At 42.4% G+C, this 24,831-nt stretch carries 18 protein-coding genes; 3 read left to right on the forward strand and 15 right to left on the reverse strand.

Annotation, left to right across the window (positions count from 1 at the left end; all coding sequences use genetic code 11):
- Positions 1-85 precede the first annotated feature (85 nt).
- Positions 86-3,448 carry a PKD domain-containing protein gene (locus tag NLF92_RS06380; RefSeq protein ID WP_254099970.1) on the reverse strand — a complete coding sequence of 1,121 codons (3,363 nt, stop codon included), beginning with the start codon at positions 3,446-3,448 and terminating at the stop codon, positions 86-88.
- 471 nt (positions 3,449-3,919) lie between these two features.
- Here NLF92_RS06380 and ansA point away from each other — a divergent pair, with 471 nt between their 5' ends.
- Positions 3,920-4,942 (forward strand): asparaginase, encoded by a 1,023-nt coding sequence (gene ansA / locus NLF92_RS06385; RefSeq protein ID WP_254099972.1) that lies wholly within the window; start codon positions 3,920-3,922, stop codon positions 4,940-4,942.
- Here the strand turns inward: ansA and NLF92_RS06390 are convergent.
- From NLF92_RS06390 to malQ, 10 genes are all read right to left on the reverse strand, one after another.
- The gene (locus tag NLF92_RS06390; RefSeq protein ID WP_254099974.1) at positions 4,939-5,220 is read right to left on the reverse strand and encodes a YeaC family protein; all 282 of its coding nucleotides are present in this window, start codon (positions 5,218-5,220) and stop codon (positions 4,939-4,941) included. The genes ansA and NLF92_RS06390 overlap by 4 nt on opposite strands.
- A 157-nt stretch (positions 5,221-5,377) precedes the next feature.
- A complete protein-coding gene (locus NLF92_RS06395; protein WP_284700378.1) occupies positions 5,378-5,719 on the reverse strand; it encodes a hypothetical protein in 342 nt (113 codons plus the stop codon).
- Between the two features lie 148 nt (positions 5,720-5,867).
- Positions 5,868-7,535, reverse strand: coding sequence for an alanine/glycine:cation symporter family protein (locus tag NLF92_RS06400; RefSeq protein WP_254099978.1), 1,668 nt, complete (start codon positions 7,533-7,535; stop codon positions 5,868-5,870).
- 82 nt (positions 7,536-7,617) lie between these two features.
- Complete coding sequence (locus NLF92_RS06405) at positions 7,618-8,769, reverse strand: M14 family metallopeptidase (protein WP_254100149.1); 1,152 nt, start codon at positions 8,767-8,769, stop codon at positions 7,618-7,620.
- Positions 8,770-8,905: 136 nt separating this feature from the next.
- On the reverse strand, positions 8,906-9,589 hold the full coding sequence (locus NLF92_RS06410) for a thioredoxin fold domain-containing protein (RefSeq protein WP_254099980.1): 684 nt from the start codon (positions 9,587-9,589) through the stop codon (positions 8,906-8,908).
- A gap of 270 nt (positions 9,590-9,859) precedes the next feature.
- Positions 9,860-11,305, reverse strand: coding sequence for a glyceraldehyde-3-phosphate dehydrogenase (locus NLF92_RS06415; protein WP_254099982.1), 1,446 nt, complete (start codon positions 11,303-11,305; stop codon positions 9,860-9,862).
- Between the two features lie 219 nt (positions 11,306-11,524).
- Positions 11,525-11,911, reverse strand: a complete 387-nt coding sequence (gene msrB / locus NLF92_RS06420; RefSeq protein WP_254099984.1) for a peptide-methionine (R)-S-oxide reductase MsrB — start codon at positions 11,909-11,911, stop codon at positions 11,525-11,527.
- A gap of 76 nt (positions 11,912-11,987) precedes the next feature.
- Entirely contained in the window at positions 11,988-14,102 is a 2,115-nt protein-coding gene (gene glgX / locus NLF92_RS06425; protein ID WP_254099986.1) for a glycogen debranching protein GlgX, read from the reverse strand.
- Between the two features lie 60 nt (positions 14,103-14,162).
- Positions 14,163-16,331 carry a 1,4-alpha-glucan branching protein GlgB gene (glgB, locus tag NLF92_RS06430; protein ID WP_254099988.1) on the reverse strand — a complete coding sequence of 723 codons (2,169 nt, stop codon included), beginning with the start codon at positions 16,329-16,331 and terminating at the stop codon, positions 14,163-14,165.
- Positions 16,332-16,363: 32 nt separating this feature from the next.
- Positions 16,364-18,559 carry a 4-alpha-glucanotransferase gene (gene malQ, locus NLF92_RS06435; RefSeq protein WP_254099990.1) on the reverse strand — a complete coding sequence of 732 codons (2,196 nt, stop codon included), beginning with the start codon at positions 18,557-18,559 and terminating at the stop codon, positions 16,364-16,366.
- A gap of 201 nt (positions 18,560-18,760) precedes the next feature.
- Here malQ and gap point away from each other — a divergent pair, with 201 nt between their 5' ends.
- Both gap and NLF92_RS06445 read left to right on the forward strand, forming a co-directional pair.
- Entirely contained in the window at positions 18,761-19,756 is a 996-nt protein-coding gene (gap, locus tag NLF92_RS06440) for a type I glyceraldehyde-3-phosphate dehydrogenase (RefSeq protein ID WP_254099992.1), read from the forward strand.
- Between the two features lie 101 nt (positions 19,757-19,857).
- The gene (locus tag NLF92_RS06445) at positions 19,858-20,664 is read left to right on the forward strand and encodes a D-hexose-6-phosphate mutarotase (protein ID WP_254099994.1); all 807 of its coding nucleotides are present in this window, start codon (positions 19,858-19,860) and stop codon (positions 20,662-20,664) included.
- Positions 20,665-20,686: 22 nt separating this feature from the next.
- On the opposite strand, the gene NLF92_RS06450 is transcribed toward NLF92_RS06445, so the two are convergent.
- The 4 genes from NLF92_RS06450 to pgl are packed head-to-tail and all read right to left on the reverse strand — an operon-like array spanning position 20,687 to position 24,831.
- Complete coding sequence (locus tag NLF92_RS06450; protein WP_254099996.1) at positions 20,687-21,331, reverse strand: bifunctional 4-hydroxy-2-oxoglutarate aldolase/2-dehydro-3-deoxy-phosphogluconate aldolase; 645 nt, start codon at positions 21,329-21,331, stop codon at positions 20,687-20,689.
- Position 21,332: 1 nt separating this feature from the next.
- Positions 21,333-22,289, reverse strand: a complete 957-nt coding sequence (gene glk, locus NLF92_RS06455) for a glucokinase (RefSeq protein ID WP_254099998.1) — start codon at positions 22,287-22,289, stop codon at positions 21,333-21,335.
- A complete protein-coding gene (edd, locus tag NLF92_RS06460) occupies positions 22,279-24,114 on the reverse strand; it encodes a phosphogluconate dehydratase (RefSeq protein WP_254100000.1) in 1,836 nt (611 codons plus the stop codon). The genes glk and edd overlap by 11 nt, the downstream gene beginning before the upstream one ends.
- 27 nt (positions 24,115-24,141) lie before the next feature.
- A complete protein-coding gene (gene pgl / locus NLF92_RS06465; protein ID WP_254100001.1) occupies positions 24,142-24,831 on the reverse strand; it encodes a 6-phosphogluconolactonase in 690 nt (229 codons plus the stop codon).

The raw sequence follows: 24,831 nt of genomic DNA on the forward strand, positions 1-24,831 counted from the left end.
AAGCTTTACAGCCGAAGCCCCGTGATCAGACTTGCTCTGTCGCGGGGTAGTTCACATGTGTTTTTAGCTCTATTTAGTCATCTTGTTATAATGCATTTACGATGACTGCATATCTCAATAATATTTGTTGTCCCGTCTCAGCAATCGTAAATTGTACTCGGTATTCAATCAGTTCGCCGTTGGTCAATGTTGAGCTAATTAAGATATTTAGCGCCTCACCGTCAGTAATCATTTGGCCATCTTGGATATTTACTATGGGTCGATAAAGTAGAGTGCTATCTGAGGTTTGGACGCGTAAGTTACTGATGGTATAGTCTCTGCCAAAGGCAAGTAAATCCAAGTTATCAATAATAGTTAATACTTCTCCTTGGCTCACCAATATCGTGTCCACAACCGTTAAAAATGATTCTTGCCCAATAGTTAACTGATTGACTTGTGTTGGTGCGATAGGATTCGCTCGTAACAAAGTCAGATTATCGGTCACGTCGAACGTATATTGGTCTTGTGCACTAAATTCACCATCAGACACAGAGAGTATAGCTGTATATTGCCCTGGTAGAACTGGCGTAAAGGTTAACTCAGCACTTTGGCTATCTTGCCCTACAAATTCAGTTGAACCTGGGACTAATATGGACCAACTAAAACTTAATATATCGTCGTTAACATCACTACTTAACGAACCATCAAGAGTTACTGGAGCGTACCTATACGCATTTTCAATCTCGTTGATTTTGGCTATCGGTGGTGCATTCTGCGCAGAAACACGGACAATAACTTGCTCTAATGGACTATCAAACTCTCCGTCATTTACGATCAAACCCAGCACATACTCTCCAACCACATCTGCAGTAAATACAGGATCAGCAATCTGCGGGTTAGACAACTCCGCGACACTACTCTCTGGTCGAGTGACAAAACGCCAAGCGAACGTTAAAGTATCACCTTGAGGATCTGTGCTTTGTTCTCCATTTAACTGTACGACGGTCCCTTGGAGTAAGCTTTGTGCATCTCCTGCATGTGCTATAGGCGCTGAATTTTCTAGGTTTGCAATGACCACAACACTGGCAACATTGGATGTAACCCTCTCATTTCTGACTTGAGCATCATCTACTGTCAATTGCACTAAATAAGTACCAGGTAGATCCGGAATGAAGCTTGGTGCTACCGTTGTGCTGTTACTTAAATTAGTTAAACTTCCCTCTGGTTTAAGCGTCAGACTCCAGTTGTAAGCCAGAGTATCGCCATCAATATCACTGCTTAATCCCCCATCTAAAGTCACTAACTGCCCCACTAATACAGATTGATCGTTACCAGCATTTGCAGTGGGGGGGAGATTAACGCTATTTTCAACGTCGGTAACAGTTAGGACTTGACTTTGCTCTTCACTATCTTGAGTACCGTCGTTAACCCTTAAAAACACTTCATAAGCACCAGCAAGATCTGGTGTAAATGAGGTTGTTAGTCCCTGGGTCGCTGCCAAATTAGTGCTAGAACCCTCTGGTCCAACTAAACGCCAAGTGTAGGTAGTAAGCGGAGTTTCTAAATCAAAACTTGTCTCACCAGACAGCTCGATAACTGCCCCAACCTTACCATCTGACACGCCAGTTATCTTAGCAACAGGCAATGTATTCAAAGGTTTAACTGTGATACTAATCCGTACCTCAGTACTGACATCTACAGAGTCAGAAACCGTTAATGCAAAAATATACGTCCCTAGCTCAGTAGGAGTGAAAACAGGACGCACCGCAGTCACATCACTTAATTCGACAGCAGCACCGACAGGTTGCTCTAGCACAGACCAGGCAAATGTTAATGCATCTCCATCTGGGTCAAAACTAGCAGAACCATCTAATGTCAATTCAGAGTTTTGTAAACCTTCTTGAGTAAAACCAGCGTCAGCTACCGGTGCTGTGTTTGGCGGTAAAACATTGAATAGTTGAGTAACAGGAATACTCTCTAAGGCACCATCACTAACAATTAGTTGTACAACATAAGCACCAGAGACATCCGGAATAAAGCTAAAACCTTGAGCAGTATTCTCACTAAAATCTAACTGACTATCGTCCGGTTGAGTGACGAGTGACCAACGAAAAGAAATACTATCCCCATCAAAATCAGTACTTTGTGAACCATCTAGATCCACAGAAGCCCCCAAGGTAATGTCAGAAAGTTCATTGAGTGCGGCAACCGGTGGACGGTTTAATGGGACAACTGAAATAGTCACGGTATCAGCCACACTGTCAGTAACGCCATCATTAACAATTAAGCTTAAAGTGTAATCGCCTACTGCATTAGGTGTAAAACTAGGACTGATCAGACTAGGGTTATTTAAACTCACAGCTTGGTCTGCAGGGACCCCAGTAAAAGCCCATGTGTAAGTCAGAGAATCACCATCTAAATCTGCACTATTAGCACCGTCCAACTGCACCAATGTATTCACTAATACCGATTGGTCAAGGCCTGCATCTGCGGTAGGGAGTAAATTTTCAGATGCAATATTGACCTGGACAACAGCTGGTTCTGATACTTTATTCCCATTTGAGGCAACCACACTAAAAGTGTATGTACCTGAGAGTAAAGGGACAAAACTGGGTTGAATAGACTGGCTATCGCTTAATTCAATCTGCGCATTTTGTGGTATTTCTAGAATATTCCAAGAATACGTCAATGGCGCACCACTTTGTTCTGTAAAAAATGAAGCATCCAAAAAGACCTTCTCACCCAAACGTGCAGATAATGCGGGCGGAATTTTACCCTGAGGAGGGTTATCAGCACTTTCTGCAGTGATCGAGACTGCACTTGGTGATGAAATTAACTGACCATTATTCACAATTAACTGAAATGTATACTCCCCTATAACATCAGGGACAAAACTCAGAACCGGTTGACTAGAATTTTCTAATTGTACATTACTGCCACTAGGACTGTTTTGTAAGGTCCATGTATATACCAAAGTGCCACCATTACCAGCTGTGCTTGCTAAGCCATTTAGTAAAACCGTTTCCCCCACAGAAACGGTTTGATCAGCTCTTGGAATAGCTTGGGGTGGTGTTGGAGGGGGATTAACTGTGAGTGTAACAGTCGTAAGCGTGGATGATACTTGGCCGTCATTTACTTGCAAACCAAACACATATTGTCCGGCCACGCTTGGTATAAATGACGCCCTAGAGGCAGAATCCCCAGATAAAGATAGGTCACTTGAGTTGGGCTGACTGATAACTGACCAAGCATACGTTAGTGAATCATTATCCGCATCAGAACTTTGGGTACCATCTAAAACGATCGTTTCATTCAGATCGACAGTCTGCGGGCTGGCAATATTCGCAACAGGTGCGCTATTATTAGGAGTAACGGGGGCTGGGCCTGGTGATGATCCACTAGAGCCACCACCACAGGCACTCAACCAACCCAAACATATGATTGATATTACAAGATTATTAGTGCGCATGAGTAACTCCATTTACTGTTTTATGCTTTACAACTATATATCGTCCATATTTGAGTATAGTTGAGAACCAACATTTCTGAAAAAAATCTAAATAGTTTTAACTACTTAATGATTTGAAACTCCGTTTGCCTAGCGTGAAACTAGTGTACATCTCGTCAGTCAAAAGTGCATTTTCTCCTAACATAATACGGTTTCTTTACCCCCTTCAGCGATAAATGTGTCGATTTGTTTAAGGCGTTCTCCTTAGGCTGCTGCTGTTGTAACAGCGCTAACGGAGGCAAACAATAGGTATAAAGTAAATGCTCACAACCCAATTTGTAGATGGCGTTTGTCATGCACTTCATAAAATTTATGGTCAAAACTTCATTCCCCTTTATAATAAATAAACAAAGCTTAATTTGAACTAAACAGCTTAATAACGTATAAAAAAATACAATTTCAACTAAGAATAATAACAAGGTAGCCAATGTTATGCTGAAAAATACCAAGAAGATCTATATAGCATATACAGGTGGTACGATTGGTATGCAGCCATCCTCATCAGGCTATGTCCCAGTACCTGGTTTTTTATCTGAAACCTTAAAAAACATGCCTGAATTTTATCGTCCTGAAATGCCTGAATTCACTATTCAAGAATATGCCCCGCTATTAGATTCATCAGATATGCAACCGAGTGATTGGCAGGTAATTGCCAATGATATCCAAATAAACTACGCCAAGTATGATGCATTTATTATCTTACATGGTACTGACACCATGGCGTATACCGCGTCAGCACTATCATTTATGTGTCAAAATTTGCAGAAACCTATCATTGTGACGGGTTCACAAATACCCATTGCACAGCTCCGTTCTGATGGGCAAGTCAACTTATTAAATGCGTTGTATATCGCCGCAAACTACCCCATACCAGAGGTGACGTTATTTTTTAATAATCAGTTATTAAGGGGGAATCGTGCTAGAAAAGTCGATGCAGATGGGTTTTCAGCTTTTGCGTCTCCCAACTACCCTACATTAATAGAAGCTGGCATAGCAATTAAAGTAAAAGCAGGTGAACTGAGTCACGCGCCAGATTCTTATGCACCACTCGAGCTCAAGCAAATTACAGCACAACCCATAGGGTTAATCAGTCTTTACCCGGGCATTAGTGAAGAGGTTATCAATAATTTATTATTACAGCCCGTCAAAGCATTAATTTTGTTGTCCTATGGTGTCGGCAATGCTCCACAGAATAAAGCGATGCTTGATGCTTTTAAATCCGCCAGGAAACGCGGTGTAATTATTTTAAACTGTACCCAATGTTTGCGAGGAAAAGTAAATATGACTGGGTATGCAAACGGCCAAACTTTAGCGGATGTTGGGGTTATCTCAGGCTATGACATGACACCGGAAGCTGCGTTGACAAAATTACATTTTGTGCTCTCTCAAACCTCGGATTATGCTAACGCAGTGAAACTGTTAGCAGAAGATCTTCGTGGTGAAATGAGTATCTAGTCATCCGCGAGTTTAGTTCGCATAATTTCTGTTTCGTTCTTTAATTCTTGGCGTAACTCAGACTTTGATTTATGCACCATCTCACCGTCCGCGCCTATCGTCATATGCTCGTTCGTTTGGGCAACTTTTGCTTGATACAACAAGACTGCAGCCAGTGAATTATCCTTCTGCTCCGCGGTTAACTCAGCGCCGTTTGGCCACTTACCTGTTTCAACAGCTTGTTGAAGGGTAGCAAATACCTCGGGTGTCATAGCGGCAACAAGTTGTTCAATATCCATGATATATCCTTACTAGTAAGTCTCAAATATGAGCCAGTTTTGATTGTGCCTTTTACATTTTCTCAGAAGGCGGTATTTCTCTGTTTGTGATAATTTATTGTAATTATCTGTATTTATATCGCTATCAAAGTAATGACAGCGATATGTGTGTGATGTTTTAGATTTTCCAAAATTTGAAATTAAAACCTTTGATCATAACTAAGCGTGCACGGTTAATGATGTACCATGCGAATCCAACCACACAGATTAGCATTGCAAGGCTATGCTGATTACTGCCAATTTCTGGCTCGCCCCAATACATCATACCAAAGCCCGTTAAAAACAATAACATCGCAACAAAAGACTGTGTTTGTAAAGATTGGTGTTTAGCATAACGCTCCATCTTTTTTTTGCGCAATAAGGCATCCGCATCATTCGCTCCTACTGTAAAATCACAGTGCTGACAAGCTTTGGCTTTATCCGAAATTTTCTTTTTACACGATGGACAGTCAATTAACATCACAGTTCTCCCACAAATGGTGTTCACAGTTTTACGCTTTAAGGTTACAACGGGCACAAAGTTTTCGTGCATAAAAAAAGCTGATATCACCATAATATCAGCTTTTGTAAAACAGGTATAATTTAAGACTAAAAGTCGCCTTTGCTGACTACTTCTTACTCTTATGCTTGTCCCAATAAGTATTCATTAGACTTTTCATCTCTTTGTGCAACATCATGATACCAAACAAGTTTGGTAAGGTCATGACCACAATCGCGATAGCTGAGAACGTCCAAACTAATGTCGTATCAGAAAAGGCAGCCCAAAAGAAACCTGCGACATACACCACGCGATACGGCATGATAGACTTCGGACCAAACAAATATGTCATGGCTCGGTCACCGTAATAAGACCAAGCAATGGCGGTAGAAAAGGCAAATAACAATAAACCTATAGATACAATGTATTGACCAAAATCACCAAAGAAACCACGCGTAAATGCAAGTGTCGTTAACTTAGCCGAGTGCACCAAAGACTTACCCGATACGACAATATTGTCCTTTTGCGGTACACCGTTTTCGATCACTAACATGCCAGAATAAAGGTCCTCAGTGCCACCGATTGTAAAACGGACATCTTCAGCGATAGAGCGCGCATTCATCACAGTAATATCGTTACTTTGTACGACACCATTCATGATCGCAACACGACCAGTGAACGTTTGTACTGAACTACCTTCCACACCATTGAGGTGCTTGTATAATGCATCTAAGTCAACGGGATTCGCTTCTGAATATTGTCCAGCAATAATCGTCATATCTGATGCATCAAATACGTTGTGATGCTTTTCTTTCCAGACACCTGAAGAGAGGATGACCAAACCGGTAATCGTACAGATAATGATAGTATCGATAAATGGCTCAAGAATCGAAACCATGCCTTCTGCTACGGGTTCTTTAGTTTTCGCTGCAGCGTGGGCAATTGGAGCGGAACCCTGTCCCGCTTCGTTCGAAAACAACCCTCGGTTTACGCCTCGGTTAAAGGCATATGCTAAACTCGCACCTAGGAAACCACCCGCAGCCGCACTACCGGTAAATGCGTCAGAGATAACGGCAGCAAACGCCGGTCCAATATTCCCTAAATTTGCAAATATAACGGCTAAAGCACCAACAATATAAACGACGGCCATCAGCGGCACAATTTTTGAGGTCACTGCGGCAATCCGCTGAATACCACCAATGATGACCAAACCAAGTAAAATCGCTAGGACACCACCGACAATCATCGGATCAAATCCGAAGGTAGCTTCCATCGCAGTAGCAATACCGTTTGATTGGGGTAAGTTACCCGTACCAAAAGATGAGATTACGGTCGCAACGGCAAATGCAACTGCTAACCATTTCATATTTAAACCTTTATCCATAAAGTACATTGGACCACCGGCCATGGTGCCATCTTCGGTTTTTTCTCGATATTTATGGGACAGTGTGACCTCCACAAATTTTGTGGTCATCCCCAAGAATGCAGTGACCCACATCCAAAATAGTGCAGCTGGGCCACCTAAGAATATCGCAAAAGCCACACCTGATATGTTTCCGGTACCGACGGTGCCAGATAAGGCAGTTGTCAATGAACGAAAGTGAGAGGTATCACCTGGATCATCTGCTTTATCAAATTTCCCAGTGACAACTAACCAAGCGTGTTTGAAAAAACGTACTTGGGGAAATTTTAAATATATTGTAAAAAATAAACCCACGCCTAATAACACATAAGGGAACCAAAATGCGCTACCAAGGAATGAATCAATCGTAATGAATAGATTATTGAGTGCTTCCACTGGATTTTATCCTTTTATTTTTATGTTGATTGTTTGTACTGTAAGCAGAGCCTGACAGACTGTCAATGCTCTACTGTCATAGTTATTTGGAAAGTTGCTCTGTTTTTAACTGCTTAACTACAGCTCTTATACCTACTAACATATCCTCACCCAACTGACGACAACGTGGAATAGACCATCCATAAGCTGCATCCGGTAAATCTGCATTGTCTTTGAATGGCATCTCCAAAGTGTAGGCTAAACAAGAAAAGGCATGGCCCACCGCATTGCAGCCAATGGTTAGATTTGCTGTTCCAGGCTGATCTTTGGGATAACCGTAGGTATCTTGAAATTCAGGTGTCGTACTCATAAGAGTGGATTTAAAAATGTTTTCTAGATGGGCAATCCGTTCGTTGTAATTTGGATTGCCCTCGGTGCCCGCAACAAAGTTATATGGCAGCGCTTCATCCCCATGCATATCCAAAAACATATCAACCCCAGTTTCATGCATTTTTTGTAACACGTAATACACTTCTGGGCTCTTCTCAATACTCGGTGCTTGCCATTCACGATTTAAATTAACACCGGCAGCATTAGTACGCAGATGACCGCGCACACTCCCATCCGGATTCATATTTGGTACGATGTAGAAGACCGCATGTTGCAATAGTTCTCTAGCAAGACCATCATCTTCATCTAACAAACGTTCTAATAAGCCTTCAGCACACCATTCAGCCATCGACTCTCCTGGGTGTTGTCGTGCTGTGATCCATATTTTTAGGGGGTTAGTGTCTGCATATTCATCACCAACGACTAACAAAGAAATATCACGACCATCAAGTGTTTCACCCAACAGCTCGTGACGACAATCAAACGACGTTTGTGCCGATGCCAATAAATCTAAATGGCGTTCGTAACTGTAAGGGGCAAAGTAGGCAAAATAGACGACAGGATATTCAGGCGTAAAGCTGATGGTTAATTCGTCACCAGAAAAGTCGGTATCTACTCTAAACCACTCTTCTCGGTCATACGAAGCCACGGCTTGATAGCCTTCCCACCCTTTGGGGTAAGCGGAGTTGGCTAAATCCTCAATGACCAGAGTGTGCGGTACCATCGGGGTGCTATGTAAACGAAAATGAAACCACTGATAAAACTCTGAAGCATTATCATTGGGGATCTGTAGGCGAATATTGTCTGGAGAGTTTGCTGTAATTACGGCTATGTTACCGCTATCAAAATTACTGGAAATACGAATGGGTACAAGTGCCGTAGGAGCTATGGATACAGATGTCGTCATGGATGAGCCTTTTTGTTGTTATTTTGGTAATTTACCACACCCTGTGGGGCCTTGCCTAGTAAAGGTTATTCTGCTTAGGCTTGCGTTTAAGAGGTTACCGTGTGCCAAAAGCAACACGCAGTTTATACCCCAAGGATGTTGTATAGCCAACACTTCTACCCACAATCGTCCCATCCGGTTCGACAATATACACACTAGGAAAAGCGGTGACGGCGAACTGTTGTTGTACCGCTTTAGTACCAAAGACAATATTGCGTTGCGTTTGAGTTTTGTCAGCGAAAATGGCAACCTCTTCAGCAGAGGCATATTCTAATGCGACTTTCACAACCTTTACCTGATTCGGATCGAAAGTATCTACATTAGAAATAGATAATTCACAAACCTTGCACCAAGGCGCAAAAAAATACAGTAATGTCGGTTTGTCAGAAGCTAGTAGGGCTTGTGTTTTACCATCTATGGAAACAAATTCTGCATTCGGTACCACGACACTCCCATCGGCACTCAGCATATCTTTTTGTTGCCAAGCTAGAATCCCGACAAAAATGACGATAAAAATGATGCACTCTTTGCCCCAACGAGCCATTGTTAGCAGTGCTTTTTGTGCCGAATTGTTATTAGTAGTGATTACCTTGTCAGAAACCATGGAAGGGTTTTGCTGCGGAACCTGGTCTTGCATTAGAGTACGATTTGGCTCAGCAGAGTCAGATTGGACAGTTGGATCACCATCGCTATTGTCCTGCTGTGTTGGTTGCTGCGAATGGCTGAGAGCGGTATGCATCTGCGGTGAACTTTTTTTAAAAAGAGACTTGAAAAACGCCACAATATACACCTGCGAGCAAAGGTTACTGGAATGAATGTGCTGTATGTAGCTCTACCATACAAGTGAAATGCACCGGTGTCTACTGCACTCATAACGAAAACAATTTATCTGCTTCTTCCCCCCTTTTCCACTTGACGACACAATATCGCTGTAAAAATGCAAAACCTACCCATAAAAAAAACGCTACTCATGAAGTTTTAATCCTGAGTAGCGTTTTATGAAGGACGTTTATGCTGGTAATGAAGGTGCAGATATACCAGCCATGTCAGCGACAACGCGCATGACCTGACAGCTGTACCCAAACTCATTATCATACCAAACATATAACGTTAAGCGTTTATCGGCTACTATCGTTGCAGATGAATCCACCACTGAAGCTGCACGGGCTCCCACTAAATCACTAGAGACAATTTCGGTAGACTGTGTGAAGTCAATTTGATGTTGCAAATCAGAAAATAGTGACATGTGTTGCAAGTAAGCATTGACGTCTTCTTTGCTGGTTGCGCTATCTAAGTTTAGGTTTAAAATTGCCATTGAAACATTTGGTGTAGGTACTCGAATCGCATTACCGGTGAGCTTACCAGCTAATTTAGGATAGGCTTTGGCAACCGCGGTAGCCGCACCTGTTTCACTAAGTACCATATTCAAAGGTGCGCTGCGCCCGCGACGTTCACCTTTGTGGAAGTTATCAATCAAATTTTGGTCATTGGTATAAGAATGAACCGTCTCAACATGACCATTAGCAATGCCGTATTTTTCATCGAGTGCTTTCAATACTGGCGTGATAGCATTTGTCGTACAGCTTGCTGCAGACATAATTGTATCATTATCCGCAATCTCACTGTCATTCACACCGTATACGATATTTTTAATATCACCTTTGCCTGGCGCAGTTAAAACAACCTTTTTCGCGCCTTTAGATTGTAGATGCAAACCTAAACCGTCGCGGTCACGCCACATACCAGTGTTATCGACAACAATAGCATCTTTAATGCCGTATTGCGTGTAATCAACTTCTTGTGGTCCATTCGCGTAGATAACTTGGATATAAGAACCGTTTGCTAAAATCGCTTTACGTTCATTATCAACCGTAATTGAACCGTTGAAAGGCCCGTGCACAGAATCACGACGCAATAAACTAGCACGTTTCTCTAAATCACCGTCTTTGCCACCACGCACCACTACAGCACGAAGACGTAATTTGTTGTTGGTACCCTGACGCTCTATGAGCAAACGCGCAAGTAAACGACCAATCCGACCAAAACCATACAAGACCACGTCTTGTGGCTCTTGATCGTCAGTTTTATTTAGCACTGGAGCAAGTTGCTGTTCTAAAAATGCCTGTAAATCAGTTTCTTCTTTGCCACTACCATAGTTAAAGTCATAAGCTAATTTACCAATATCTACATGTGCTGGTGCCAGTGTTAATTCATCAATGGCAGCCAAAATCGGAAACGATTCACGCAAACGCAGTTTCTGGCCTTCATGCAAACGTACTGTACGATGCGCTTTTATCACATCAATGGCACTCGCATTTAATAATGAACGGCCATAGACAGATATTTCAATGGCTTTATTACGATAAAGTTTACCAATTAGAGGCAACATCTTTTCGGCGTATTCCTGACGCTCTTGCCAGCTATTTTGGAGATCCTGTTCAACTTGTTGGTTCATTGTTTTACCTATGTAGATGAGAAGTACACGGGTAGTGTAAGCAAAGACTTCGCACTTGCCAAACTGTGTGATTATTACAAAAATATCGGTTTAGGTGGGGGTTTATAGGATTCTTTATGTAGTTTTACTACAAATTCACATAATCTCCAAAAAAAGTGGATCCCTCGTTCAAAAATCTCGAAATCCACTTACAAAATATAAGACTAAAAGCGAGGGAAATTATGTGTTTTCGTCTTGATTAAATTGTAAAGAAACAGAATTTACACAATAACGTTCGCCAGTCGGCTCAGGGCCATCGGTAAAAACATGTCCTAGGTGAGCATCACAACCTTTACAAACAATTTCAGTCCGACGCATACCATGAGAGTGATCAGGACGAAAATCTACATTTTTTGCTGAACTTTGATCGAAGAAAGACGGCCAGCCACACCCCGCGTCAAATTTGTGTTTAGAATGAAATAACTCTTCGTTACATACAACACAATGATACGTACCTGGTGCAAAGTGTGCATTGTACTCACCGGTAAATGGACGCTCTGTGCCTTTTTCTTGTGTCACATAAAAGGCATCTGGTGATAAATGTTCTGTGGAAATTGTTTTGACCATATTATTATTCTCTTGGTTAAGGAAACATGACTACATAACGATATCTTATATGTTAGCAGATTGTTAACGATATGTGTTAAATTTGTTCCTTTTTAAATAATACAATACTGCGGTTTGAGATCACAAATTCAGGCTTGGGAATGTAAAAAGCATCTGGCTTAAATTTTGTCATGCGAGTATCCAGTAATACTTGCCAGCGTGACCCAGGCGCTAATTTGGGTAAACGAAACATTTCATCATTCATTGCCGCATTGACGCATAACAACCAATGCTCGTTCGTATTATCTTCTAAACCTGCTTGACCAATAATTTCAAAACCAAACCCTTGTACATTGGGTAGATGCCAATCACTATCACCTTTATCAGAACCGTCGATTTTGTACCAGTTCACTTGAGCAACGTTGACATCAGCATAATAGGTATCATCAGCTAACTGCACATTGGTCAATACCTCTGAACTCTGTTTCAGTGCGACGCAGTATTGACAAAACATCAAAAAATCTTGTTTTTGTTGATCCAAGTCCCAGTGCAAATAATTCAATTCATTATCTTGGCAATAGGCATTATTATTGCCCATTTGAGTTTTCGAAAGTTCATCCCCACCTAAAATATGAGGCGTGCCTTGAGCGAAGATCATCGCGGCAAACAAATTGCGTTTTTGGCGAGCTCGGAGTAATTGGATCACCACATCATCCGTCTCCCCTTCAACCCCGTAGTTATAAGAAAGATTATGGTTATGCCCGTCACGATTATCTTCAAGATTAGCATCGTTATGTTTATTGTTATAAGTCACAATATCATGCAAAGTAAATCCATCGTGATAAGTGATCGGATTCACCGATGTATGGATCGCACGTTGCCCTTTATGGAAGATATCGCGTGAGCCAAACATCCGCGTCGCATATGTTGCAGTAAGCTCGCGATCACCGCGCCAAAACCCGCGGACAGAATCTCTAAACTGATCATTGACCTCGAGAAAATCCTTTGGGAAACTGCCTAACTGATAACCATAATCACCGATATCCCATGGTTCTGCTAACAGAATTTTATTTTGTAATACTGGGTCTTGTTGCAGGGCTTTAAAAAATGCTGCTCGAGGGTTGAAGGTATGCGGCTCTCGACCTAGCCCAGTGGCTAAATCAAAGCGAAAACCATCAATGCCATACACGTTTACCCAATGTCGCATTGCATCCAATACTAAGTTCATTGTTGGTATATGTTCTAAGTTTAGTACATTACCACAGCCGGAATAATTCGCATAATGACCGGTATCAGGCATCTGTGTGTAATAATGATCATCTAAACCACGAAAACTGATCGTCGGACCATCCGGTCCAGCTTCTGCGGTATGGTTGAATACTACATCCAAAATCACTTCCAAACCGGCCGCTTTGAGTGTGGCAATCATTTCTCGACATTCGCTATGAGCATCTTGTTTCGCATACCTAGGCTCAGGAGCAAAAAATGAAACGGGGTTGTAGCCCCAATAATTGGTTAAACCTTTTTCGGTGATGAACGGTTCGGGCATAAAAGCCATCAACGGCATCAGTTGCACTGTCGTGACACCCAACGCTTTTAGGTGCGCAATCACCGCGGCACTGCCCATGCCTAGATATGTCCCGCGCAACTCAGGAGCGACTTGTGGGTGTAAGCGAGTCATGCCTTTAACATGTGCTTCATAAATAACCCTGTCTTTAGGAGCAATCACCGGTGTGTGTGAAAACTGTTTCGGATTATCTGACTCAACAAGAGTATGCAATAGCGCTTTGGGGAAAAAAGCTTCAGGTGTTTGCTGATAACGAGTCTCATCCCAATGCCATAAACTGGTTAATGTTTTCGCATAAGGATCGGAGACAAAACGCCACACAGTTTCATCATCTGTCGTAACGTTGCTCAAATCTTTGTTTGACAAGACTCTGCCTGAATCTTTCACCGACTTTTCTACATCAGCAGCTTGGTAAATATAGGCATGTTTTAAGTGCATTTTGGGTACTGCTATATGCCAAGTATCCTTGGTTCTGTGGCGTACCTCATATACCGCTAGCAATTCATTGGTATCTGGATGAAAAAAACATAAGCGCAGTTGTTTTACTTTGGGTGCGTGGATCGCAAAATTAACTGATTCACCAGACCAAGAGGCACCTAGTGGAACAGAGTGTGAGACTAAAGCTGAATGTTGAATATCTAACATAAATGGTTTATTGACCTTGTGTAAAACAATATTTATCGCTTAACTAAATCACAATACACCTTAATCATTTGCATGGACAATGTACAAACAACTCAGAGGCGGCAGACTAATGGTAATTTGGTTAGGTAATCCATGTGACTCTTGGGGCAAACTGTGCCAAGAATCCGCAATGGGATAAGCGCTACCACCGAACATTTCAGCATCCGTATTTAATATACACTGAAACTCTCCAGGTTGTGCCACACCGACTATGTAACTTGCTTGTGGCACAGGAGTAAAATTACAAATAATAGTCACTTCTGTGTGAGTTATCGGGTCAAATCTTCTGAAACTGAGAATAGAACGATCTGCATCATGATGATCTAACCAAGCAAAACCAGTATATTCATGGTCCATAGCATGTAACGCAGTCGTATTTTTGTATGTGTGATTCAAAGTTTTGTACAACTGTTGAATTTGCACATGCTTCGGGTTATTCAAATGCTCCCAGGCCAACTGTCCGTCATGGTCCCACTCAGGAAACTGACCAAATTCATTGCCCATGAAATTCAATTTTTTCCCTGGATGAGCAAACATAAAGGCAGCATAAGCCCGCAAGTTAGCGGCTTGTTGCCATTCATCGCCTGGCATTTTTCCAATTAAAGAACCTTTACCGTATACCACCTCATCATGAGAAATCGGCAACACGAAATTTTCATCAAATGCGTATACCATGCTAAATGTAATATCGTTATGATGATAACGGCGATATGCAGGATCTTTGCTAATATAATGTAATGAATCATGCATCCAGCCCATGTTCCACTTAAACCCAAATCCTAGCCCATCTATGTCTACAGGACGAGATACTCTTGGAAATGAGGTAGACTCTTCAGCAATCGTTATTGCTTTAGGGAAAGCCGCGTATACCTCTTGATTCATCCAGCGCAACAAGGATATAGCTTCATAATTGTGATTACCACCATCCACATTAGGGATCCACTCGCCTTCATTGCGTGAGTAATCCAAATACAGCATAGAAGCAACGGCATCTACCCGCAGCCCATCTATATGAAATTTATCACACCAAAACAAAGCGTTGGCGACTAAAAATTGGCGGACTTCATTTTTACCAAAATCGTAAATACATGAGTTCCAATCAGGGTGCCAGCCTTTTTTAGGATCTTGATATTCATACACACAAGAACCATCAAAACGCGCTAAACCGTGACCATCTTCAGGGAAATGAGCGGGTACCCAATCAATAATGACTCCGATATTTGCTTGGTGACAAGCATCGACAAAAAACTTAAAATCATCAATCGTACCAAAACGACTTGTTGGTGCAAAAAGTCCCAGAGGCTGATACCCCCATGAACCATCAAACGGGTACTCCGAAATGGGCATCAATTCGATATGGGTGTACCCCATATCCACTACATATTCCACTAATTCAACCGCTAACTCACGATAACTGAGATATTTACGTCCATCAGATGGTCTTCGCCAAGATGCAAGTTGTACTTCATAGATACTCATTGGCTGGCTATAAGGCATGTGTTTCCGTTTTTGCCATTCACTGTCCGACCATGTATACGCAGTATGGTCAACAATCACTGAAGCATGAGATGGGTATTGTTCTGCTTGAAAACCAATTGGGTCGGCTTTGTGGGGTAGCGCATGGCCCTGGGCATCTTTAATGGCATATTTATATCTATGACCCACTTGCGCTTCTGGGATAATTAAGACCCAATATCCTAAATCGGTTTTTTGCATCGGATGAGCAGCACCATGCCAACCATTAAAATCGCCAATAACCGACACTGCACTGGCATTAGGTGCAAATACCGCAAAACGAATTGCAGGCACTTTTTTACGACCAATTTTTTCGACAACCTGTTGAGCGCCTAGTTGCTGATAGACATTCGCCGCTGCATGGTCAATAAAATGCACGGCATGGTAAGCTTGATCTTTAAATGCATAAGGGTCATAGATCATCCGCTTACCATACTCAGAAGTAACTCGAAGCTTATAATGGGTGGGAATGTTTTGGGGCTCTGGATGAGCAAAGATCCCATCACCCATAGGCAACAACATGACGCAGCATTTGTTTTTCGCATCAACGACTTCGACTTTTTCAGCATCGGGTATAAAAACTCGAACATAATCACCAAGCTCGGTGCGAAATACACCGAGATCAGAAAATGGATAGCTAGCGCGTGCTTCAATGAGGTGAGCAAAATCTTGCATAATTGTCATAGTTCCCTTATGTAAATTGTCAATTACGAGCCAGCTTTTTGGCGAGCCCGATTTATGTTTTGTGCTAACGTTAAGATGTTTTGGTCCGTAAAAATATCTTCGAGGTTACGCGTTAACTTGCGTTTCCAGTTTGGATATTCGTTAAAGGTACCCGGTATATTTACCGGTTTATCCATCTCTAACCAATCTTCCAGTTGTAATGATAGCAAAGCACTAGATCCTGTAGCCATATGTACTTGCATACCAAAATTTAATTCTTGTGTCATACCCACATGATTCACATCGCGCGATATATTATCAGAAATAGCGCCATGGCCATGCAAGGTATTTAAAATCTGTTGTTTATTATCGTGTCTTGACTGATACAAAGGCTGTAATATTTCTGCCGTTGGATACAGACCTAATTCACTCCCTAATTCCAAATCATAGCAATGCCAATACCCAATTAATGTAGGAAAGTCATGAATAGTCAACGTTGACATTGATTGCACAGGATAATGACTCGGTGAATAAAAACCGCCGTCTTTGGCTTGTTCAAAGAAAAACACTCGGTAAGAATAGACACCATTAGCGGCAAGTTTTTCGCGAATTTCTTCAGGTACAGTACCGAGATCCTCGCCAATAATAAGCGTTTTTTGACGATGCGACTCTAGGGCTAAAATACCTAATAAATCATCTACTGGATAATATACATAACCACCTTTATCAGCATTATCACCTTGATAAACCCACCATAAGCGCAACAATGCCATTGCATGGTCTATGCGCAAAGCACCCGAGTTTTGCATATTCGAACGGAATAAATCGATAATCGGTTGGTATGCTTGCTGGTACAATACTTCTGGATCCATCGGCGGCAGTCCCCAGTTTTGCCCTAAAGGTCCCAAAATATCAGGTGGAGCACCAACGCTCGCTTGGGTGACATAGAGGTCTTTACTCGACCATACTTCGGCGCTCCCCTCACTGACACCTACCGCTAGGTCACGATACAGACCTATCGTCATATTACGTTCAGTCGCAACCTGACTTGCTGCGTTAAATTGCTCAGCAGCAATAAATTGTAGAAACTGATAAAAGCGGACTTTCTCTGGATAAGTTTGCGTAAATTCTAGTACAGCTGCAGAATCTGCATCCTGCATATTTTCAGGAAAAACAGGCCAGCCCCAGAAGTCTTTCCCCGCATCTTTCAAATGTTCTTGCAGCGCATCATAGACGGCAATGGATGCCAAACTTTCACCGCCTTGGGCAATAAACGCATCCAACTCAGATTGTTCTGCATGCTCTGAATATTCGGCAAATAACGCTTTCAATACAGGCATTTTAAGTGCTGCAACCGCCTCGTAATTCACATAATCAACAGCACGTGCAGACTCCAGACGAGCTTGAAAATCAGCGCTTTGTACTAATGTTTGGACTCTTTTTGCCGCAAAATATGGAACGGATTCAACATCGATATATAAATGGTTTAACCACTTTCTGGAAGACGGTGAATAAGGTGAACAAGCGTCTGGATTATTTGGATACAATGCATGAATCGGGTTTAAACCAACAAAGTCTGCGCCTTGATCGGCTGCTTTGTGAAGCAAATATTGCAAATCAGTAAAGTCACCAATTCCCCAATTCCGAGCACTACGCACACAGTACAATTGAATACTTAGGCCCCAAACTTTTTTACCCGCGGCAATCACATCAGGTGTGTAACAGGCTCCTGGAGCCTGAATGAGTGTGCCTTTACCTAAGATTTCGATGTCTTCAGTAACCAAACTAGGTGCACTCAACGTAAGTTGGTGATAACCATGGGGTAAAGTCGTTGCTAAATCCACTGCATATTCTTGGAACTCTCCGTTCTCAATCTCTGCAGCATTGATTAAAGTGTGATCGATTGGCGTTATGGGAATGATTTGTTCAGAGCCATCTTCTACTGCGATGGTCAAAGTTAACTCATCGTTAACAAGTTCCAAAGGCAAACGTAAGGCAATGATTGGAGAGTCGCCATCGCGTAAAACTTGAACAGGATTAAGTGGTGCTATCCATGCACGTGTTACGTCTGTGTTTATTTGCTCTATTAAGGCTTCTTCGTTATCAACATCATACCCCATTGCTTTTAGCATTTTTTCTTTTGAGCCATCAGCTATGGTGGTAGGTTTGCCATAAGCATCGATAAAATTAGACTCAATTCCGCGCATTGCAACAAGGGCGTCGAGTGGAGACATAGACATAGTTTTTTCCATATTATTACAATTATCTTATCCTATTATTCTTGAAAGTCGGACCAGAGTGAACTGAATACGATTGCAGTCAATATTATTGCACACTATCTTGTAATAAAACTACAATAAATCCAGATAAAACGTGCAATTTTTATGTAATGCCCTATAATTTGTGTAAGTTTATTACAAATTAACATTTCAGAGGTCATTATGACAATTAAAGTAGGTATTAATGGATTTGGTCGTATCGGTCGTTTGGTAATGCGCGCTGCAGTTGAGCGTGACAACATCGAAGTTGTTGGCATCAACGATCTACTAGACATCGATTATATTGCTTATATGTTTAAATACGATTCTACACATGGTCGCTTTAGTGGCTCCGTTGACGTGGTAGAAGGCGGTTTGGAAATTAACGGTAAATTTGTACGTGTTACCTCTGAACGTAATCCTGAAGACTTAGCTTGGGATGCTATCGACGTTGATGTTGTGGTTGAAGCTACCGGTTTATTTTTAACTGAAGAATCTGCCCAAGCACACATTGCGGCAGGTGCCAAAAAAGTCGTTATGTCAGCGCCATCGAAAGATGCGACTCCGATGTTCGTTATGGGTGTTAACCACGAAGCATACAACGGTGAAAAAATCGTTTCTAATGCATCTTGCACCACTAACTGCCTTGCTCCTTTGGCTAAAGTGATCAATGACAACTTCGGTATCGTGGACGGCCTAATGACCACGGTTCACGCAACAACCGCTACGCAAAAAACGGTTGATGGCCCATCTGCCAAAGATTGGCGTGGTGGTCGTGGTGCGAGTCAAAACATTATCCCATCATCCACAGGTGCAGCTAAAGCGGTAGGTAAAGTGATCCCTGCCCTAAATGGTAAATTAACGGGCATGGCGTTCCGTGTACCTACCCCTGACGTTTCTGTGGTTGATTTGACGGTAAATCTGGCAAAACCTGCTTCATACGCTGACATTTGTGCCACAATTAAAGCCGCTGCCGAAGGTCCAATGAAAGGCATTCTTGACTATACAGAAGATGCGGTTGTCTCAAACGATTTTATTGGCGATACACACACCTCTATTTTTGACGCTTCTGCGGGTATCGCGTTAACCGATACATTTGTTAAGTTAGTTGCTTGGTACGATAACGAAATGGGTTATTCAAACAAAGTACTTGATTTAGTGACGCATATCCAAAAATAAGCATTCTATGAATTGCTAAAGCCCAGACTTGAAAAAGTGCTGGGCTTTTTTATTGGGTTTCGTTATCTTTTCTCAAACTATTTTTTTATCTTCGAGGTCCTATGTCATTAGCTAGCGTAACATTACAGCATCAACATGATCGTGCTGAAATCGCATTATTTGGTGCTCACGTAACCTCATACATTAAAGATGGCTACGAAAAGTTGTTTGTCAGCGAATTAGCTAAATTAGATGGCAGTCGTCCTATTCGTGGGGGGATCCCCGTATGTTGGCCATGGTTTGGACAATTACATCCTGATATAAAGCAACACGGTATTGCACATGGTTTAGTGCGTAATCAAATGTGGCAAATTACCGCACAAATACAAACGAATATTATGGCATCAGTTACCCTAGAACCAACAGATACGGGACATGCTCTCTGGCCAGAAGGATTGAGTTGCCAAGTGAAGGTCACATTAACCGATGCATTAAAAGTCGAATTAATTACCCATAACAATAGTAACACCCCTTCCCCTTTATCTGCGGCGTTGCATACGTATTTTACGGTCTCTGATATATCGACTACTGCTATAACAGGTGTCGCTGGTGCATTTACCAATAACTTGAACAGTACATTACATAAAACCAGCCCAGAACCGTATGTTTTTACTGAGGAAACGGACCGAGTACACCAAAGTACAACCCCAAAAACGACGATTGAGACAAATGGGAACACGCTGCACATCGTTGAGCATCAAGGGCATGACTCACTTGTTGTCTGGAATCCATGGTTGGACAAAGCAACCGGTTTCGTTGATATGGCAGATGATGAGTATCAAAAGTTTGTATGTATAGAAACTGCGCTTACCCAAGGTTATGAAATAGCCCCCGGGCAAACGCATAATTTAGTACAGATTATTCAATAAATCGTGGGGGAACAGCGACAACTTAGACCGTTGCTCCCGCCACAGCTTCAGCAGCTAATTTAGTAATACCATCCCAATCCCCAGCATTCATCAATGCATCAGGTGCTACCCAAGAGCCCCCGACACAATGAATGTTAGGCAACGCTAGGTAAGACTGGTAATTACCTAAGGAGATACCACCTGTTGGACAGAACACCATATCCGGGAAAGGTCCACTGATTGATTTTATCGCTTTCACACCACCAACAGCTTCAGCAGGGAAAAATTTCAAGTGAGTATAACCAGCATCTTTCGCTTTCATCAGATCAGATGTTGAAGAGATACCAGGGATGAGCGGAATCGTTCCTGCTTGACCTGCCTTTAATAGATCAGCGGTCATTCCAGGACTGATAGCAAACTTTGCCCCCGCAGCTGTGACTTGTGCTAATTGGTCTGCATTTGTCACTGTACCAGCACCAATCATTGCCTCTGGGAGTTCTTTGGCGATTAGCTCGATTGCGGCCAAGGCTACAGGTGTACGTAATGTCACCTCCAAAACGTTAATCCCACCAGCCATTAACGCTTTTGCTAAAGGCACAGCATGGTCTAATTCATGAATAACTAATACGGGTACCACTGGACTCGCTGCGAAAACTTCTTGTGCGCTATATTGCCATTGTTGACTCATATCAAGCACTCCTAATATGTTGATTAAGGTACGCAGCGGCACCTAGTAAACCATGATCTGGTTCGTTAATTAAATAAGTAGGGACATCTTTGATATAAGCTGACATTTGTCCTTTAGATTCAAAACGCACTCTAAAATCACTGTCTTTTAAATATTCTGTAAATCTAGCGGCAATACCACCACCGATAAAAACGCCACCTGTAGTAGCTAGATTCATTGCTAAATTACCTGCAAAACTCCCCATAATTTTACAAAATTGTGCCAGTGTTTTTTCACACACTGGACACAAACCTGTTAGGGCACTTTCAGTAATCACCGCTGCTTCATTATAAATTGGCTCTAAGCCTTCATGCTCAGCAAGCGCTTTATAAATATTGACAATACCTCGACCAGACATCACCTCTTCGGCTGATGCTCGTCCATGATGTTTTTGTAAATAACGCCAAATCACAACATCGATTTCATCCACCGGAGCGAAATCCACATGGCCACCTTCACCATCGAGCGTTTGCCACCCCTTTTCAGTGTAAGTAATATGCTCTACCCCTAAACCGGTGCCAGGGCCAAACACAGCGATATTGCCATTTTCAATTGGAAAACCGGCACCAAGCTGGATAATTTGTTCATCTCTTAACACCGGTAATGAATGTGCTACTGCAGTAAAATCATTGATAACTAACAAATGCGCAAAACCCAAAGCGGCTTTCAATTCACTTTTGCTAAATACCCAAGCGTTGTTGGAAAAGCGAATTTCTTCTTGGTTGACAGGCCCTGCTATCGCAATACACGCTGCAGAGAACTCTTTATCTGCATGTTCAGCAAAATAATGTTCTATCGCAGCTTGGATCCCAACAAACTCAGCACACTGATATTTTTCAATATCAGTGATGCCAGTTTCAGTAACGGTCGCGAGTCGGATATTTGTCCCACCAACATCCGCTATTAATTTATGCGTCATGTAAACTCCCTTGTTCGACAAATAAACTACAAGCACCTTCCTCTGCGCCAGTTAAACTTAAGCGCATACCAGCAAACATTTCACGCCCCATGCCAGTAGCATGTTTCGTTAAATCGGCTGGTTTATTGGTTCTCTGAGCTAATTCTTCATCGCTTACTTGTAAATTGATTGCACCAGTTACGGTATCTATTTCAATCATGTCACCGTCTTGCACTTTAGCCAACAAACCACCTTTATAAGCTTCAGGTGTTAAATGAATGGCCGCTGGCACTTTACCCGATGCTCCAGACATACGACCATCGGTGACCAAGGCCACTCTATAACCTTTATCTTGCAGTACACCAAGCGGTGGTGTTAAACGGTGTAATTCTGGCATACCAATAGCTGATGGACCTTGGAAACGGACCACAACCACACAATCCTTGTTTAAATCGCCAGCAGAAAATGCAGCATCTAAATCAAATTGGTCTTCAAACACCACAGCTGGAGCGGTAAAAGTGCAATGAGGGGAACGCAATGCAGACGTTTTCATTACTGCACGACCTAAATTACCCTCGAGTACTGATAGACCTCCGTCAGGTTTGAATGGTGCTGCTACGCTGGCGACAACATCTTTGTCTAGAGACGTTTGGGCACCATCTACCCAAGATAATTCACTGTCACGTAAGACTGGCTCTTTGGTATATAAATCTAAGCCTTCACCACAAATCGTTTTCACATCGTTATGCAATAATCCATTGTCGCGTAACTCTTTGATAAGTAATGCCATACCACCTGCAGCAACGAAGTGGTTAATGTCTGCAGAACCATTCGGATAAATCCGCGTCAATAAAGGCGTAGCACGAGATAAATCCGCAAAATCATCCCAGTTCACAATGTATCCGGCGGCACGAGCAACTGCGATAAGGTGCATAGTATGGTTGGTTGAACCACCTGTTGCTAACAGCCCGACTAGACCATTAACAATCGCTTTGGCATCCACTACATGACCAATTGGCGTGTAATTATCACCTAGGTCAGTTAACCGTGTCGCTTGGACACCTGCCGCTTTAGTTAAGGCATCTCGTAAAGGTGTACCTGGATTAACGAAGGAAGAGCCAGGTAAGTGTAAACCCATAATTTCTACAACTAACTGGTTAGAGTTAGCCGTACCATAAAAAGTACATGTACCTGCAGAGTGATAAGATTCACTTTCTGCTTTTAATAACTCGTCTCGCCCAGCTTTGCCTTCTGCATAGGCTTGGCGTACCCGCGCTTTTTCTTTATTGGGCAATCCTGATGGCATAGGGCCAGCTGGAACAAATACGGTAGGTAAATGACCAAAACTCAATGAACCTAACAAAAGTCCAGGTACAATTTTGTCGCAAATACCTAGCATTAGTGCTGAATCAAACATATTGTGCGATAGACCGACTGCCGCAGACATCGCAATCACATCACGACTCATCAAGGATAAGTCCATACCTGGATTACCTTGGGTAACACCATCGCACATTGCAGGTACACCACCGGCAAACTGAGCAACAGAACCCACTTCGTTGATGGCTTCTTTTAAGATAGATGGATATGTTTCATAGGGTTGGTGCGCAGAAAGCATATCGTTGTAAGATGAAACGATCGCTACATTAGCCTTAACCATAGAGGTCAAATCTGCTTTTTCTTGTTTCCCACACGCGGCAAAACCATGAGCTAAGTTACCACAAGATAACGCACCACGATGAGGCCCTCGGATCCTAGCTGCTTCGATTTTTGCAAGATACTCAGCGCGGGTCTGCTGACTGCGCTCAATAATTCGTTGTGTGACTTCGTTAATTATAGTATTCACGGTATATCCTATTAAAATTTAAATCTGTTATGGCGCCCACATCAAATTGACGGTAGCTCTATCGAGCACTGCTTTGATTGGTTTGTCAATTTCATTGGCTTGGAGGGCGTCTAGCACCACGTCTTTTTTACTTTGACCCGTCAAATGTAAGAAGATATTTTTACTGGCTAATAAAGCAGGTAAGGTCAAAGACATCCGTTGGTGTGGAGCAGTAGTAGGTTGTACTGCTATATATTTTTTCTGTGAGTTTAAATCTAAACCTGCAGCAATTTGTTCAGAACACGGGAATAAAGAAGCCGTGTGACCATCCTCCCCCATACCTAAAATGAGCACATCAAAAGGCAGTGTGATATCTGCCAATGCAGCTTCACATGCTGGTACCGCGTCGGCTGCATCAACAAAATCGTGTTTTAACGTAATAAAGGTTGCGGCCGCCGCTTTTTTGACTAATAAGTGTTCACGAACTAATTTGTCATTACTGGCATCATCGGTCACCGGGACCCAGCGGTCATCGGCCAATGTAATCGTTACCTTACTCCAATCGATATCTGCTTCAGCTAGCTTGGCAAACAAGGGTTGTGGCGTTCTGCCACCACTTACCACTAGAGTTGCTGAACCTTTTTCCACAATCGCATGTTGTAGAATACCCAAGATCCTACCGGCAAAAGCATCGGTTAATTCAGCGGGTGTTGCAAAGTCATTCGTTACTAAAGCCAT

It is taken from the genome of Opacimonas viscosa (assembly GCF_024199005.1).
Taxonomy (GTDB): Bacteria; Pseudomonadota; Gammaproteobacteria; order Enterobacterales; family Alteromonadaceae; genus Opacimonas; species Opacimonas viscosa.

Coding starts and splice junctions, on each gene's coding strand:
- glk (WP_254099998.1), bottom strand. CDS start 22,289: ATGACGCATAAATTAATAGCGGATGTTGGTGGGACAAATATCCGACTC.
- malQ (WP_254099990.1), bottom strand. CDS start 18,559: ATGTCTATGTCTCCACTCGACGCCCTTGTTGCAATGCGCGGAATTGAG.
- NLF92_RS06450 (WP_254099996.1), bottom strand. CDS start 21,331: ATGAGTCAACAATGGCAATATAGCGCACAAGAAGTTTTCGCAGCGAGT.
- pgl (WP_254100001.1), bottom strand. CDS start 24,831: ATGGCTTTAGTAACGAATGACTTTGCAACACCCGCTGAATTAACCGAT.
- ansA (WP_254099972.1), top strand. CDS start 3,920: ATGCTGAAAAATACCAAGAAGATCTATATAGCATATACAGGTGGTACG.
- NLF92_RS06415 (WP_254099982.1), bottom strand. CDS start 11,305: ATGAACCAACAAGTTGAACAGGATCTCCAAAATAGCTGGCAAGAGCGT.
- NLF92_RS06380 (WP_254099970.1), bottom strand. CDS start 3,448: ATGCGCACTAATAATCTTGTAATATCAATCATATGTTTGGGTTGGTTG.
- glgB (WP_254099988.1), bottom strand. CDS start 16,331: ATGCAAGATTTTGCTCACCTCATTGAAGCACGCGCTAGCTATCCATTT.
- glgX (WP_254099986.1), bottom strand. CDS start 14,102: ATGTTAGATATTCAACATTCAGCTTTAGTCTCACACTCTGTTCCACTA.
- NLF92_RS06395 (WP_284700378.1), bottom strand. CDS start 5,719: ATGTTAATTGACTGTCCATCGTGTAAAAAGAAAATTTCGGATAAAGCC.
- NLF92_RS06410 (WP_254099980.1), bottom strand. CDS start 9,589: ATGCATACCGCTCTCAGCCATTCGCAGCAACCAACACAGCAGGACAAT.
- NLF92_RS06390 (WP_254099974.1), bottom strand. CDS start 5,220: ATGGATATTGAACAACTTGTTGCCGCTATGACACCCGAGGTATTTGCT.
- NLF92_RS06445 (WP_254099994.1), top strand. CDS start 19,858: ATGTCATTAGCTAGCGTAACATTACAGCATCAACATGATCGTGCTGAA.
- gap (WP_254099992.1), top strand. CDS start 18,761: ATGACAATTAAAGTAGGTATTAATGGATTTGGTCGTATCGGTCGTTTG.
- msrB (WP_254099984.1), bottom strand. CDS start 11,911: ATGGTCAAAACAATTTCCACAGAACATTTATCACCAGATGCCTTTTAT.